Origin of the sequence: Christiangramia sp. OXR-203 (genome assembly GCF_034372165.1) — a bacterium.
Classification (GTDB): domain Bacteria; phylum Bacteroidota; class Bacteroidia; order Flavobacteriales; family Flavobacteriaceae; genus Christiangramia.
Window position 1 is genome coordinate 397,011 of sequence record NZ_CP139698.1, and the last position, 16,177, is coordinate 413,187.

Here is a 16,177-nt window from a genome sequence, read left to right on the forward strand (position 1 = left end):
GTTTATTTTTTATGAGGGTTCAACAGGATGGCATAGACTTCTATTGCAAAGCCAATTAGAACGAGGGCCGGTGCAAGTCTAATACGTTGAAAGTTGTAAATAGCATCATTAAATTCGTTCGGATCTTCGCTGCCACCACCAGACATTAATATGAAGCCAAGTGCAATCACGGCAAGACCAATGAACATGAACATATAGTTTCTTTTTCCGAAAACGAATCCGGTATTAAAACTTCCTCCCTGGTGAATTTCTTTCTCTTTTTTCATGGTCTAATAATAAAGTTCATCTGTTTTAAGATTCAGAAAACGAGATGTAGCGAAATAAGTGCTTATCCAGGTAATGATGATACCCATCAGGAAAATTCCGGAGAATAGTATCACTAGCATTTTTACATCTCCCAAAAGATTCAATTCCTGAAAACTGTTGTTGAGATAGAATAGCACTGCTGCCATTCCAATAAGAGCGAGAATCGCCCCAATAAGACCCAATTTTACACTTTGCCAGATAAAAGGTCTGCGTATAAAACCTTTGGTAGCGCCAACCATCTGCATGGTTTTGATGATAAATCTTTTTGAATAAACAGCCAGCCTGATACTAGAGTTTATAAGCAGGACGGCAATAAAAGTGAAAACCGAACTTGCGATCAATACCCAAAGGCTTATCTTCTTAACGTTATCATTCAGTAAAGCGATAAGTGGTTTATCATAAACGACCTCATCTACAAAATTCTTGGATGTAAGATCTGCTGCGATTTCATCTACCTGTTCCGAAGAAACGAAATCGGCATTCATATAAACATCAATAGAATTTTGCAGTGGATTATAACCCAGGAATTCCATGAAGTCCTCCCCAATTTCTTCGCTATGTGCAGCAGCAGCATCTTCCTTACTTACATACGTCGTAGTCTTGGTATAATCTGCCATCGCCAGGCTCTTTTTCAATTGCTCGATCTCTACTTCCTTGGCGGTATCTTTAAGGTACACGGTAAGCGCTATCTGTTCTTTAAAATGATCTGCCACTTTCTTGGTGTTCAAAACCAAAAGTCCCAGCATTCCTAATAGAAATAAAACCAGTGCAATACTAATCACAACAGAGAAATAGGAGGATATGAGTCGGCGTTTTTGATACCTTTCAAAAGATGTGGTCATATAGTGACTTCAGATTTTTTGTAAAAATAAGAAAGTTCAGCTTTCTCAATATTTAAAACGTTTAAACTTTTGAAAATATTGGATGTATAAAGTTGTGAAGTTTTATTGCTTGAACCAGCTGATTTTCAGGTTAAACCGAAATAAGTACATTTGAGTAAAAGACGTTTATGAAAATCTTAGTTTACGGAGCAGGTGGAGTTGGCGGTTACTTTGGAGCGAGACTTGCAGAATCGGGTAACAAAGTGAGTTTTATTGCTCGTGGAGAACATCTGCGGGCGATCAAAAAATCAGGCTTGCAGCTGGAAAGCATCAATGGAGATATTACTGTGCATCCAGAGTTCGTAACCAGTGATATTGATGAAGTTGACACTCCAGATCTTATACTATTAGGAGTTAAAAGCTGGCAACTTCCGGAGGTTGCTTCAGAATTGAAAAAAATTATTTCCAGAAATACGATCGTGCTGCCATTACAGAATGGAGCTGATAATTATGAAAAACTCACCGAAATACTTCCGAAGGAAAACGTACTTGCGGGTTTATGTTTTATCGTGAGTTATATTGAAAAACCCGGGAAGATCAAACATGCCTCTTTTGAGCCCAGGATCGTCTTTGGGGAAGCAGATAATAGCCGATCTAAACGGATTTTAAAGATTAGTACTTTATTTTCGGAAGCTAAGATCGATTATCTCAATCCGGAAAATATTCAATTGGAGATCTGGAAAAAGTTTCTTTTTATCTGCACCATCAGTGGAATTGGTGGGCTTACGCGCGTAAGTATCGATAAGATTAGAAATAGTGCATATTTGCTAGATCTTATGAAACAAACTTCTGCAGAAATTAGATCGGTTGCTAATGCCAAAGATATTCCGCTGAATAATGAGCATATTGAGAAGGCCTTTCAGATCATCGAAAATCAGCCGAAAGGAACTACAGCTTCCACTCAAAGAGATATTATGGAGGGAAAACCTTCAGAAATCGAAAACTTTAATGGTTTTATCGTTAGGGAAGGTGAGCGACTGGGAATTAAAACGCCGGTGAACAAAATGATCTATGAATGCCTGAAGCCCATGGAAGAGCAGGCTAGAAAAACCCTTTAAGTGTTCCTTATTAGCTCTAGAAAAGTCCTTTAAAATTGTATTTTTGCATCCGTATAAAAATGGCAGGAGCGATCCCGCCACCTGTGCTTTGGGGTTTTGAACATCCCCGGGCTGTTCACAAGAATTTAGTTAAGCAGATATCACATGAGTTACCACTTTAATAAGATCGAGGAAAAATGGCAGAAATACTGGGCGCAAAACCAGACTTTCAAGGCTACCAACAACACCGATAAACCAAAATATTATGTGCTGGATATGTTTCCTTATCCTTCTGGAGCAGGTTTACATGTAGGGCATCCATTAGGCTATATTGCTAGTGATATCTATGCTCGATACAAGCGTCACAAGGGATTTAACGTATTGCATCCCCAGGGATATGATAGTTTTGGGCTTCCGGCAGAGCAGTACGCGATCCAAACGGGTCAGCATCCTGCGTTGACAACTCAAAATAATATTGCCCGTTACCGGGAGCAACTTGATAAGATCGGGTTCTCCTTTGATTGGAGTCGCGAAGTGCGTACCAGTGAGCCAGATTATTACAAATGGACTCAGTGGATCTTTATCCAGTTATTCGAGAGCTGGTATGATCTGGAAGCTGAAAAGTCCAGACCGGTATCTGAACTTATCGATATCTTTTCTTCGGAAGGGAATACAAGGGTGAATGCTGCCTGTGATGCAGATATTGCTGAATTCTCTGCGGAAGAATGGAATCGTTATTCTGAAGATGAAAAAGAGCGAGTATTATTAAAATACCGACTTACCTACCTCGCTGAAACTGAAGTGAACTGGTGCCCGCAACTGGGAACGGTTCTCGCTAATGATGAGATCGTAAATGGTGTTTCTGAAAGAGGAGGCTACCCGGTAATTCGTAAAAAAATGACTCAGTGGAGCATGAGAATTTCAGCTTTTGCTGAAAGATTGCTACAGGACCTAAATAAACTTGACTGGACCGAAAGTCTGAAGGAGAGTCAGCGTAACTGGATCGGGAAGTCTGTAGGTGCTCAGGTTGCTTTTAAAGTAATGAACAGCGATGCAGAATTTGAAGTTTTCACTACCAGACCTGATACCATTTTTGGAGTCAATTTTATGACACTTGCTCCGGAACATGAGCTCGTTTCTAGGATCACTACGAATGATCGTAAGGAAGAGGTAGAGGCTTATATTGAAGCCACAGCAAAAAGGAGTGAACGTGAACGAATGGCAGATGTGAAGACCATTAGTGGTGCTTTCACCGGAGCTTATGCAGAACATCCTTTTACGAAAGAGCCCATTCCAATCTGGATCGGGGATTATGTACTGGCAGGATATGGAACCGGAGCTGTAATGGCCGTTCCTTGTGGAGACCAAAGAGATCATGATTTTGCAAGACATTTTGATTTGCCTATTACTAATATTTTCGAAGATGTAGATGTTTCCCAGGAGGCATATGCAGGGAAAGAAGGAACGGTGATCGCAAACTCAGATTTTCTTAGCGGGCTGGAATATAAAGAAGCGCTTAACCGTGTTATTCTTGAGCTTGAAAAAACAGGTCAGGGTTATGGTAAGACGAATTACAGACTTAGAGATGCCGTCTTTAGCCGACAAAGATACTGGGGAGAGCCATTTCCTGTTTACTACGTGAATGGACTGCCAAAAATGATAGATCTGGAACACCTTCCATTAAGGTTACCAGAAGTGGAGAAATATCTTCCTACCGAAACCGGTGAACCACCTTTGGGGAATGCTACTAACTGGGCATGGGATACTGAGAAAAATGAGGTAGTTTCTAATGATAGGATTAATAATTCCACAGTATTTCAGTTGGAATTGAATACCATGCCGGGATGGGCTGGAAGTAGCTGGTATCTTTTTAGATATATGGACGCTGGGAATCCTGATACTTTCGTTTCCGAAGAGGCACAGCAATACTGGGAGAATGTGGATCTTTACATTGGTGGTAGCGAACATGCTACGGGTCACTTATTGTATTCCAGATTCTGGACCAAATTTCTTAGCGATCGTGGGAGACTTACGGTAGAGGAGCCATTCAAGAAATTGATCAACCAGGGAATGATCCTGGGAACCAGTGCTTTTGTATACAGGCTTGAAGGAGAGAATGTATTTATATCAAGTACCCAAATCAAGGGAAACAACGTTCAGCCAATTCATGTGGATGTTTCATTGGTAAATTCCTCAGATGAACTTGATATAGAAGGATTCAAAAAGTGGAGACCTGAATTCGCAGATGCTAAATTCGTGCTGGAAGATGGGCGTTACATTGTTGGTAGGGAAGTGGAGAAAATGTCCAAGTCTAAATACAATGTGGTGAATCCAGATGAGATCTGTGAACGATACGGTGCAGATACTTTAAGAATGTATGAAATGTTCCTGGGGCCGCTCGAACAGGCAAAACCATGGAATACAGCGGGAATTACCGGTGTACATAATTTTCTGAAGAAATTCTGGAAGCTTTTCCATAATGAAGAGCAATTCGTCGTTACTAACGATAAAGCTTCAGCAGACTCACTAAAGACATTACATAAGACAATTAAAAAAGTAACAGAGGATATTGAAGACTTTAGTTTTAATACTTCAGTTTCTACATTTATGATCTGTGTAAATGAGCTTACTGCTCAAAACTGTAACCAAAGAGAGGTACTTGAGCCATTAGCTGTGCTAATTTCGCCATACGCACCTCACATTGCCGAAGAGCTCTGGGAAAAACTTGGTAATACCGAATCTATATCCACTGCGGAATACCCGGTTTTTGAAGAGAAATTTCTTGTGGAGAGCACGAAGAACTACCCCGTTTCCTTTAATGGTAAGATGAGATTTACCATGGAACTACCTATGGATATGTCCAGAGAGGAAATTGAAAAGAATGTTCTTAACGATGACAGGACTAAAAATCAATTGGATGGTTCTACCCCTAAAAAAGTCATAGTTGTTCCTGGTAAAATTGTAAATATAGTAATGTAGCCCCTTTAAAATTATCAGTTATAGATGTGAAATGTTATTTATAGCATTTTATACCCCTGTTTTTATTTTCTTTACTATTTTTCGGAAACAAATTTATCTACCATGAAAATTGGAATTCCGAAGGAGATCAAAAACAATGAAAACAGGGTGGGCATGACACCTGCCGGAGTGCTCGAACTTTCGAAGAAAGGTCATGAGGTCTATGTGCAATCAACTGCTGGTGATTCCAGTGGTTTTGATGACAAAGACTATCATGCTGCAGGTGCTACGATACTTCCATCCATAGACCGGGTTTACGAGGTTAGCGATATGATCGTAAAGGTCAAAGAACCGATCGAACAGGAATATGGTTTAATTAAAGAAGATCAGATAGTATTTACGTACTTCCATTTTGCTTCCAACCAGGACCTTACGGAAGCTATGATGCGCAGTAAATCTGTGTGTATAGCTTATGAAACAGTAGAGGATAAGGATGGTACTTTGCCATTGTTGACTCCTATGAGTGAAGTAGCAGGAAGGATGGCAATTCAGCAGGGAGCCAAATATCTTGAAAAGCCTGTGCAGGGTAAAGGTTTGTTACTTGGAGGTGTACCGGGTGTTCCGCCTGGGAAAGTACTAGTGCTGGGTGCAGGTGTAGTCGGAGTTCAGGCGGCGAAAATGGCAGCTGGATTAGGAGCGCAGGTGACCGTTCTTGATGTGAACATGAATAAATTAAGGTATGTGAACGATATCATGCCTAGCCACGTGGTAACTGAATTCTCTAATGAGTATAATATTAGAAAACACTTAAAAACTACAGATCTTGTGGTTGGTGGTGTGCTAATCACAGGTGCGAAAGCTCCAAAACTGGTTACCAGAGATATGCTAAAGACCATGCAACCGGGGGCGGTGATCGTGGATGTAGCGGTGGACCAGGGAGGTTGTATCGAAACTACGAGGCCGACTACGCACGAAGACCCTGCTTATATTATTGATGATATCGTACATTATTGTGTGGCCAATATGCCTGGAGCTGTCCCTTATACTTCTACGCTTGCGTTAACGAATGTCACACTACCTTATATTCTCAAACTGGCAGATGCAGGTTGGGAAAAGGCATGTGCTCATGATCCATTCCTTGCTAAGGGACTTAATATTGTAAATGGAGCTATAGTCTATGATCCAATACTGGAGGCGTTTGGATGGGATGAAACCTATGCCTAGCTAAGGTAAAGGTCTACCAGACCTTCGGGGGTGATAACTTTGATCTCCTTGTTCTTTTTGTCCACCTTCTCGATAAACTCATCATTCATTGGGACTAGAATCTGTTTGCCATCTTTATCAATTTCGAACAGCGCCTGGGCTGTAGTGTCGTTGATGGAAACGATCTTTCCAATATTCCCGTATTGTTGATCGATAACATCAAAACCTATGACCTCATGGAAATAGAATTTATCGTCGGGAAGCTGAGGTAATTGTTCAAGAGGCAGGTAGAGTTCTGCGCCAATCATGTCTTCCGCATCCTGCTCGGTATCGATATCTTCGATCTTGGCTCTTAGAAGAGTACTTTTGTGGAGGTAAGATCTTTCAATAAAAAATGGAACCAGGTTTTCGTTGTATTCAACGAAAACCGATTCCATTTCTGTGTAAAGTTCAGGTTCGTCAGTGTCTAATTTAATAAGCACCTCGCCCTTAAAACTAAATTTTGCGACGATGCGCCCCAGGTAGAAACAATCTTCCTTAGTCATCGTCTACTGTTTTAAGCGTCTTTCTTATCTTCAGTATTAGCTTCTTCTGCAGTTGCAGCGCCCACTTCTTCTTCAGCAGCTTCGACAGTTCCGTCATCTGTAGCTTCTGCAGTTGCAGCAGCTTCAGCTTCAGCAGCCGCTTTCGTTTCAGCTTCAGCAGCTTCTCTCGCTTCAGCGTCACGTTTAGCGTTTACTTCTTTTTCAGCTTCTAAAGCTTTCGCTTTTTCAGCTTCCTGTGCTTTCGTCAAAGATTCTTTCTTTGCGTCAACTTTTCCCTCTTTCTCTTCCATCCAGGCATTGAATTTCTCTTCAGCCTGTTCTTCAGTTAAAGCACCTTTCTTAACTCCACCTGCAAGGTGTTTTTTAAGTAAGGCTCCTTTGTAAGAAAGGATTGCGCGAGCAGTGTCAGTTGGCTGAGCACCGTTCTGCAACCATTTTACAGCTCCATCAACATCTAATTCGATAGTTGCAGGATTTGTGTTTGGATTGTAGATCCCTAATTTGTCAAGGAATTTACCATCTCTTTTAGCGCGAGTATCCGCGGCTACGATCCAGAAAAAAGGTTTTCCTTTTTTACCGTGTCTTTGTAATCTTATTTTTACTGGCATAAAAATTAAATTTTGAGGTTCTCGACCTCGATTATTAATAAGGCTGCAAAGATACTATATTTTTCTAATTCTGAACACTTTAGATTTTAAAATGGTTTACCGAAGTCTGGAAATTTACCATTTTGGCAGTAATTTTAGTTAAAAATAATGGTGGCTGTTAAAAGAGGTTAATTAGTGCTAAACCCTGTTAAATAGGTTGTTATCGCGGTTTCCTAAACATATCTTTGGGTAACTAATATGAAAAAAAATAAAGCAATGAGTTATTCAGAAAATGTATCTAAGAAACTTAATGAGTTACTAGAAAAGAATTATGACGCCGAGAAAGGATATAAACTGGCAGCTGAAAAAGTAAATAATCAACGATTAAAGAGTTTTTTCTCTGCTCGTGCACAGGAACGTTACGATTTTGGACATGAATTAAAATCTGAGATCAGCAATTTCGGGGAAGCTCCGGATAAAGGATCCAGTGTAGCAGGTGATCTTCACCGTGGATGGATGAATTTAAAAGCTAGCTTATCTGGTGATAAAGATGAAGCGGTTCTTGAAGAAGCTATTCGTGGAGAGAAAGCAGCTGTAGAGGAATATGAGGAGATCCTTAAGGATTCTGAAGTTCCTGCAAGTACTGGAAATGTATTAATGAAGCAAAAGAATGCTATTGTAGCATCTCTTAATGAAGTGAAGGCTCTAGAAGATATTGCCTAAAAACAAAATAGATCAGAAATTAACCAATCTGATCTTACAATATAATCAATGATGCGAACCATGTTTGATTGAAGTAGTAGTAGTTTTTTGTGTTCGTATCAGGCCTCACAGAATTTCTGAAATTTCAGGATTTTGTGAGGCTTTTTTTATGGTTAATAATTCCTTAAAACAAAGTTTTTTATCAGGCCTAAAGTTCATTAATTTAGCGCGGAAGGTTGGCAAAAACTAACCTCTTGAATATCTTCTTTTAAGGCTTTAAATACCAAAGAATGTACCTGATTTTTGACACTGAAACCACCGGTTTACCTAAGCGATGGGATGCCCCTTTAACCGATTCTGATAACTGGCCACGCTGTATACAGATCGCCTGGCAGTTGCATGATGAGATGGGTAATCTTATTGAGAATCAGGATTATCTTATACAGCCTGAGGGCTTTGATATTCCCTATGATTCTGAAAGAATTCACGGGATATCTACAGATCTGGCACGGGAACAGGGAATTTCTTTGGATGAGGTACTGGAGAAGTTCAATATTGCCATTCAGAAATCAAAGTTTATTGTTGGTCAGAATGTTGGTTTTGACCTGAATATTATGGGAGCGGAATTCATCAGAAGAAACTTTGATAATTCCCTTCAGGAAATGCCAGTTCTGGATACCTGTACAGAGAAAACCGCAGCGCTTTGTGAAATTCCTGGAGGTCGTGGTGGTAAATTCAAATTACCAACTCTTACCGAGCTACACGAGTTTCTTTTTAATGAACCTTTTGCTGAAGCGCACAACGCTACCGCAGATGTTGAAGCTACTACCCGGTGTTTTTTAGAACTTATCAGGCAAAGAATCTATACGCTGGATGAGCTCGATGTGCCTGCAGGCTATTTCGAAAACTTTTCCGAAGAGAATCCGGCGAGTATAGAGCTTATAGGCCTAAAGCATATTAACTTAAAGAAAGCTTCAGATAGAATTAGAAAAAGGCTGGAAAAACAGCAGCCTACAGATGATATTTCGAATGAAGAAATTCAGGAGAACCTGGAGAAGCTGGATGAGATACGTTTTGCACATCTTCATAACCATTCACAGTTTTCAGTTTTACAATCGACTATAAGTATACCTGATCTAGTTGCTGCGGCTGCTGAAGAGGATATGAGTGCAGTTGCCCTTACAGATCACGCGAACATGATGGGCGCTTTTCACTTCGTAAAGGAAGTTGGATCTTATAATAAAGGTGTAGCAGAACATAATGCAACGGCACAAGAGAATGGAGAGGAGCTAAAAAAACCATTGAAAGCCGTATTAGGATGTGAATTCTTTGTTTGTGAAAATCATTTAGATAAGAGTAGGAAAGATAATGGATATCAGGTCGTGATTCTTGCAAAGAACAAGAAGGGATACCATAACCTGGCAAAAATGTCTTCCAAAGCCTATACCGATGGTTTCTATTATGTACCTCGTATAGACAAGGAAGTAATAAAGAAATATAAAGAAGATTTGATCGTGCTTACTGGTAATCTATACGGTGAAGTTCCCAGTAAGATCCTGAATGTTGGTGAAAAACAGGCTGAAGAAGCTTTGTTATGGTGGAAAGAAGAGTTCGGTGACGATCTTTATATCGAGTTGATGCGTCATGATCAGGAAGATGAGAACAGGGTAAATCCCGTGCTCGTGGAATTTTCTAGAAAACACGGCGTAAAACTAATTGCAACCAACAATACCTATTACTGGAAACAGGAAGATGCCAATGCGCACGATATCTTACTGTGTGTAAAAGATGGGGAAAAGCAGGCTACGCCAATTGGCCGCGGAAGGGGTTATCGCTATGGCTTGCCTAATACCGAATATTATTTCAAGTCTGGAAATGAAATGAAGCGGCTTTTCAAGGATCTTCCAGAAGCTATTAGTAATATCCAGGAAATTGTAGATAAAATCGAGCCTTTTGAGCTGGCCAGAGACGTTTTACTTCCAGCATTTGAGATTCCTGAAGAGTTTCAAAGCGAAGAGGATTTGGTAGATGGAGGAAAAAGAGGCGAAAACGCGTTTCTGAAGCATATTACTTTTGAAGGAGCTCGAAAGAGATATCCAGAGATCACCCCAGAGATTGAAGAACGACTCAACTTTGAGCTGTCGGTAATTGAAAATACTGGTTATCCAGGTTACTTCCTTATTGTGGAAGATTTTATCAGGGCTGCACGGGCTATGGGAGTTTCGGTTGGACCTGGACGTGGATCTGCCGCGGGATCTGTAGTCGCATATTGTCTATGGATCACCAATATTGACCCGATTAAGTATGATCTGCTTTTTGAGAGATTCCTGAATCCTGATCGTGTGAGTATGCCTGATATTGATATCGACTTTGATGATGAAGGTCGAAGCCGGGTTATGGATTATGTGATCGAGAAATATGGTGCGAACCAGGTGGCGCAGATCATTACCTACGGAACCATGGCGGCAAAATCCTCCATAAGGGATACTGCAAGGGTGCTGGATCTTCCTCTTATGGATTCAGACAGGATTGCGAAACTTATTCCGAATACCAAGCTGGGAAAACTGTTTGCCATGGATGAAAAGACCATCCGGTCTAAATTTCGTGGAGATGAAATTGAAAAAATCAATGAACTTCTAAATATTGCTGAAGGGGATGATCTGGAAGCAGAAACAGTAAACCAGGCTAGAATCCTGGAAGGCTCAGTTAGAAATACAGGAATACATGCCTGTGGGGTGATCATCACTCCCGGGGATATTACGAATTATGTGCCAGTTTCGGTCGCCAAAGATTCAGATCTTTATGTTACTCAGTTTGATAACTCGGTCGTTGAAAGTGCCGGACTGCTAAAAATGGACTTTTTGGGTCTGAAGACCCTTACTTTGATCAAGGATACAGTGAAGATCGTAAAGGGAAGGCATGATATAGACCTCGACCCTGATAGTTTCCCTCTTGATGATGAAGAAACCTATAAATTATTCCAGAGAGGAGAAACGGTAGGTATTTTCCAGTACGAATCACCGGGTATGCAAAAACACATGCAGGCCCTAAAGCCCACGGTTTTTGATGATCTTATCGCCATGAACGCCCTGTATCGACCTGGGCCTATGGAATATATTCCAAGTTTTATTGCGAGGAAGCATGGCGATGAAGAGATATCCTATGACCTTCCAGAAATGGAAGAATACCTGGAGGAAACTTATGGGATCACAGTATACCAGGAGCAGGTGATGCTGCTTTCGCAGAAGCTGGCAGGATTTAGTAAAGGTGAAGCCGATATGCTTCGTAAAGCGATGGGTAAAAAACTTGTTGCATTACTGGCGCAACTAAAACCAAAATTTATAGATGGCGGGAATGCAAAGGGTCATCCTGCAGAAGTATTGGAAAAGATATGGAAAGACTGGGAAGCCTTCGCTTCATACGCATTCAATAAGTCTCACTCTACCTGTTACGCCTGGATCGCCTATCAAACCGCATATTTAAAAGCGCATTATCCTGCGGAATATATGGCAGCGGTGCTTTCCAATAATATGAATGATATCAAGCAGGTAACGTTCTTTATGGAAGAATGCAAAAGAATGAAACTGAATGTTCTTGGACCCGATGTAAATGAATCCTATTATAAATTCTCTGTAAACAAGGAAAATGCAGTAAGATTTGGAATGGGTGCGATCAAAGGAGTTGGATCTGGAGCTGTGGCAACCATTGTTGAAAACAGGAAGTCTAAAGATGGTCCGTACAGATCTATTTTTGACATGGCTAAAAGGATAGATCTACGATCTGCAAATAAAAAAGCGTTTGAGAATCTTGCCCTTGCCGGGGGATTCGATGGGTTTGGTGGTACACATAGAGCGCAATATTTCCATGACGATGGTAACGGAATGAGCTTCCTGGAAAAGGTGGTGAAGTATGCGCAGAAATTCCAGGAAAGTCAGAATTCCTCTCAGGTAAGTCTGTTTGGGGAAGCTAGCGATGTTCAGATTCCCGAGCCGGAAGTTCCACCTTGTAGTGAATGGGGAACTATGGAGAAGCTACGAAGAGAAAAGGAAGTGGTGGGAATTTATATTTCAGGACATCCATTGGATGACTTTAGAATAGAAATGAGTTATTTCTGTAATGGTAAATTGTCAGATTGCAGGGAACTGGAAAGTATCGTAAATAGAGAACTCACCATTGGATGTGTGGTGGTCGATGTACAGCATAGGGTCTCCAAGAATGGGAAAGGCTGGGCGATCTTCACGGTAGAAGATTACGAGGAGTCTTACGAGTTCAAAATATTTGGAGAAGAATATCTGCGTATGAAACATTTCTTTGTTCCTAATAACTTTATTCATCTTAAGATCTTTGTGAAAGAAGGTTGGACAAACAAGGATACCGGGAAAAAAGGAGAACCAAGAATACAGTTTCGGGATATTAGTTTGTTACATGATATCATGGACAAGAATGCGAAGAAACTAACTATACAGCTTAACGTTCAGGATCTGAAAGCTGAAAAGATCGATTGGTTAAATGACACATTTAATGCGCATGAAGGCGAATGTCAATTACAATTCATAGTTTATGACATGGCAGAGCAGGTAAAACTAAAAATGCCCAGCCGGAAACGTAAAGTGCAAATTTCGCAGGAACTTATTGACAAGTTGGAAAAGGAACAGTTTATATATAAGTTGAATTAGATTCGTAATTTGTGAATTGTTTGAGCCAGCGTTAGAGTCAAGCTACCATGTAGCGTCGAAAGCGCGGTCACGCGACAAGCGTGAGGCTCCCTTATAAAACCAAACAATATACTTATAGTCAAATGCAATATAGAGGCTGTAAGGATTCTTTATATTATTGACTACTTTTACGAATCGAATGTTAAACAAATAAAATTACAGATATTATGGCTATTGAAATAACCGACGCGAATTTCGAAGAACAAGTATTAAAGAGTGATAAGCCGGTAATGGTGGACTTCTGGGCTGCATGGTGTGGACCTTGTAGAATGGTAGGACCAATCATTGATGAGATAAGCACTGAATATGATGGAAAAGCAGTTGTTGGTAAGCTTGATGTAGATGCAAATCAGGAATTTGCTGCAAAATATGGTGTTCGTAACATCCCAACTGTTCTTGTATTTCAAAACGGAGAAGTTGTAGGTCGCCAGGTAGGTGTTGCTCCAAAGCAGACTTATGCTGATGCTATCGACCAGTTATTGTAATAAACAATGATCAATATATTCAAGCCTCGCAATAGCGGGGCTTTTTTTATTGAAAAAAACTACCTAATTTCAGTCTGAAATGAAAATAGAGAAGGAGCTGCACAATACCGGAGGTTTTATAAATCTCGACCTTTTAGCCAGACAAGTGGTTGAAGGTTATATATCGGGAATGCATAAAAGTCCGTTTCATGGTTTTTCAGCAGAGTTTGCCGAACATAAGATTTATAATAATGGGGAGAGTACCCGGCATATAGACTGGAAGTTGTTTGCGAAGTCTGAAAAACTGTATACGCGGCGATATGAAGAGGAAACAAACCTGCGTTGTCATCTTATAATCGACAACTCTGCTTCCATGCATTATCCTAAGATCGAAAAGCAGGACAGGCAGCACCTGAATAAGATTGGATTCTCTGTACTTGCCTCCGCATGTCTTATGGAGATTCTGAAAAGACAGCGTGATGCTATTGGAGTGAGTATTTACAGCGATGAGTTTGAATTCTACGCTCCGGAAAGATCTGGGGAGCGACATCATCATATGTTGTTAAACAAGTTTGATGAGATTCTAAAATCTGATAAGGTTCGAAGTTCTACTGATACCTATACCTACCTACATCAAATTGCAGAGAAGCTAAAGCGTAGAAGTCTCATTTTTCTATTTACAGATATGTTTCAGGAAGATACTTATGAGGAGAAGCTGTTCGAAGCTCTAAGACACTTAAAATACAACAAACATGAGATCGTTCTATTTCATGTAATGGATCAAAAAAAGGAACTTGAATTCGATTTTGAGAACAGTCCGCGTAGATTCACGGATGTGGAAACGGGTGCTGAAATAGATCTTTATTCTGAAAATATTAGAAATACCTACCGCGAAGAGGTTAAAAAGTACCTCGAAAATTTAAAATTGCAATGTGCCAAGTACCGGATTACCTATGTAGCTGCAGATATCAATAAAAATTTTGAAAATATTTTGACGACCTATTTACTTGAGAAACAAAAGTTTGGATAGATCATGAAATATTATTTTTAAAAAACTTAAAAAAACGTTTGCTCAATCTAAAAAGGGACGTATATTTGCCCTCGCAATAACGCAACGGTCTGGTAGTTCAGTTGGTTAGAATACCTGCCTGTCACGCAGGGGGTCGCGAGTTCGAGTCTCGTCCAGACCGCAAAGTTGCAAAAAAGCTCCTCTATACGGGGGGCTTTTTTTGGCGCTAAAGATTAGTTGTGTTGTTTTTGTTCCCTGAAAGGGGAATGTGTAGTTAACCGCCCTATAATCCTTGTTGTGTGGATTTGCGGTTAACCAATGAAAAGCTTTTTTCCACTTGGTGGGAGAAGGCTTTTTTGTTTTTGGGAATGATTGTACTTCATCTTGTTTAGTGATTCTAACTATATAGTCTTTAAGATTCATCTATCTTCGCAGCCGAAAATCTGGCTATGAGAATAACGAAAGCAGAGAGTCTTCAGAAGGAATACCTCAGAATAAAAAAATTAAGTGAGTTCGATCTTGATCTTTATGAGTTAAGAGAGCAATTTAAAAGCTTGATGGAACTCGCCGGGCATATCGCCGGCACTGAGGTCTCTGTGGTAAATCTTATAGATAACTATTCGCAATGGACACTCTCAGCTGTTGAGGACGAGCCTAAGCGTATTGCAAAAGAAAACTCCATTTGTGCCCATACCATAAGATCTAATAGTTTTATGGAAGTGCAGAGGCTTGATCTGGATGACAGGTTTAAGGATAAAGCCTATGTTGTTGGAGCGGAAGCTTACCGCTATTACCTGGGAATGCCGCTTACGTTAAGTTCTGGTGAGAATGTTGGTTCGTTATGTATGCTCGACACCCAGCAGCAAGATATAGGATTAGATAAAAAAAAGGCACTGGCTGTGATAGCTCAGGAAATTGTATTTAAGCTGGAACATAGAAAGAAGTTGAATGAAACTTTATATACACTTTCTGAAACTGTTCGAATCAAGAACCAGATTGCGCACGATGTTAGAGGACCGGTTCATGGAATCGCGGGTCTTGCCGAATCTGTGGAAGAAGAAGATCTTTCCGCAGATGAAATGAGGGAATACTTCTCTCTCATTAAAAATTCAGGAAATAGCATCATTGAATTGACCGATGAAATTTTGAATAGCGGGAGAGAAAATGAAATTCAGTCGAGCAGGAGAATTAATATGGCAGATCTCCAGGAACGGTTGATCCAGCTATATGATTTGCCGGCGAAATCCAAGAATCTTAGTTTCAGTGTATTTGCTAATCGCGACAAAGATCAGCTCAAGTTTAGTCGAAGACGTGTTCTCTCTATTTTTGGTAACCTGATTTCCAACTCGATCAAATTCACTCCCTCTGGAGGAAATATAGAGGTGCATATGGATATCATAAACACCCAAATTGGTAAACAACTGGATGTAATTGTACAGGATAACGGCGTTGGCATTAGCAGTGCGGCGCTGGAGAACTATTTCGAAGATGTTTCAGAATTATCCCAGGGAACAGGTGGGGAAAAAGGTTTCGGACTTGGTTTAAAACTGGTGAATGAACTAGTGCAAGAACTTGGAGGTACTATGAAAATCTCTTCAGAAATAGATAAAGGCACAAAAATAAGTATTCTGATCCCTATAGCTTAATGAGGAGAAATACTATAATTCCTTGTATGATGTACTGCCTATTTAATTTTAAATAGTTCCCTTATTTCTATTAATTATTCTTTGATTTTAGTCCTTACTTTAAACGACACTTATTTTTAAATGG

12 protein-coding genes and 1 tRNA gene are annotated in these 16,177 nt (G+C 40.2%); 9 read left to right on the plus strand and 4 right to left on the minus strand.

All coding sequences use genetic code 11. The features are described 5' to 3' along the window. Positions 1 to 2: 2 nt before the first annotated feature. Together T8I65_RS01875 and T8I65_RS01880 are read right to left on the minus strand one after the other, a co-directional pair. The gene (locus tag T8I65_RS01875; protein ID WP_322301805.1) at positions 3 to 266 is read right to left on the minus strand and encodes a DUF3098 domain-containing protein; all 264 of its coding nucleotides are present in this window, start codon (positions 264 to 266) and stop codon (positions 3 to 5) included. Positions 267 to 269: 3 nt separating this feature from the next. After that, entirely contained in the window at positions 270 to 1,148 is an 879-nt protein-coding gene (locus T8I65_RS01880; protein ID WP_322301806.1) for a cell division protein FtsX, read from the minus strand. 167 nt (positions 1,149 to 1,315) lie between these two features. Between T8I65_RS01880 and T8I65_RS01885 the strand changes: the two genes are divergently transcribed. From T8I65_RS01885 to ald, 3 genes are all read left to right on the plus strand, one after another. Further along, positions 1,316 to 2,245: a 2-dehydropantoate 2-reductase gene (locus T8I65_RS01885; RefSeq protein ID WP_322301807.1), complete on the plus strand. Its 930-nt coding sequence runs from the start codon at positions 1,316 to 1,318 to the stop codon at positions 2,243 to 2,245. Between the two features lie 144 nt (positions 2,246 to 2,389). After that, on the plus strand, positions 2,390 to 5,203 hold the full coding sequence (gene leuS / locus T8I65_RS01890) for a leucine--tRNA ligase (RefSeq protein ID WP_322301808.1): 2,814 nt from the start codon (positions 2,390 to 2,392) through the stop codon (positions 5,201 to 5,203). A 102-nt stretch (positions 5,204 to 5,305) separates the two neighbouring features. Further along, the gene (gene ald / locus T8I65_RS01895) at positions 5,306 to 6,406 is read left to right on the plus strand and encodes an alanine dehydrogenase (RefSeq protein WP_322301809.1); all 1,101 of its coding nucleotides are present in this window, start codon (positions 5,306 to 5,308) and stop codon (positions 6,404 to 6,406) included. On the opposite strand, the gene rimM is transcribed toward ald, so the two are convergent. Next, on the minus strand, positions 6,403 to 6,930 hold the full coding sequence (gene rimM / locus T8I65_RS01900; protein ID WP_322301810.1) for a ribosome maturation factor RimM: 528 nt from the start codon (positions 6,928 to 6,930) through the stop codon (positions 6,403 to 6,405). The genes ald and rimM overlap by 4 nt on opposite strands. Positions 6,931 to 6,941: 11 nt before the next feature. Further along, positions 6,942 to 7,538, minus strand: a complete 597-nt coding sequence (locus T8I65_RS01905; RefSeq protein WP_322301811.1) for a 30S ribosomal protein S16 — start codon at positions 7,536 to 7,538, stop codon at positions 6,942 to 6,944. 255 nt (positions 7,539 to 7,793) lie between these two features. Here T8I65_RS01905 and T8I65_RS01910 point away from each other — a divergent pair, with 255 nt between their 5' ends. From T8I65_RS01910 to T8I65_RS01935, 6 genes are all read left to right on the plus strand, one after another. Next, a complete protein-coding gene (locus tag T8I65_RS01910) occupies positions 7,794 to 8,240 on the plus strand; it encodes a PA2169 family four-helix-bundle protein (protein WP_322301812.1) in 447 nt (148 codons plus the stop codon). A gap of 269 nt (positions 8,241 to 8,509) precedes the next feature. Then, positions 8,510 to 12,895, plus strand: a complete 4,386-nt coding sequence (gene dnaE / locus T8I65_RS01915) for a DNA polymerase III subunit alpha (protein ID WP_322301813.1) — start codon at positions 8,510 to 8,512, stop codon at positions 12,893 to 12,895. A 206-nt stretch (positions 12,896 to 13,101) separates the two neighbouring features. After that, positions 13,102 to 13,419 carry a thioredoxin gene (trxA, locus tag T8I65_RS01920; protein ID WP_322301814.1) on the plus strand — a complete coding sequence of 106 codons (318 nt, stop codon included), beginning with the start codon at positions 13,102 to 13,104 and terminating at the stop codon, positions 13,417 to 13,419. A 79-nt stretch (positions 13,420 to 13,498) separates the two neighbouring features. Then, a complete protein-coding gene (locus T8I65_RS01925) occupies positions 13,499 to 14,428 on the plus strand; it encodes a DUF58 domain-containing protein (protein ID WP_322301815.1) in 930 nt (309 codons plus the stop codon). A gap of 86 nt (positions 14,429 to 14,514) precedes the next feature. Next, a tRNA-Asp gene (locus tag T8I65_RS01930) sits at positions 14,515 to 14,588 on the plus strand. A gap of 268 nt (positions 14,589 to 14,856) precedes the next feature. After that, positions 14,857 to 16,053 (plus strand): GAF domain-containing sensor histidine kinase, encoded by a 1,197-nt coding sequence (locus T8I65_RS01935; RefSeq protein WP_322301816.1) that lies wholly within the window; start codon positions 14,857 to 14,859, stop codon positions 16,051 to 16,053. Positions 16,054 to 16,177 lie beyond the last annotated feature (124 nt).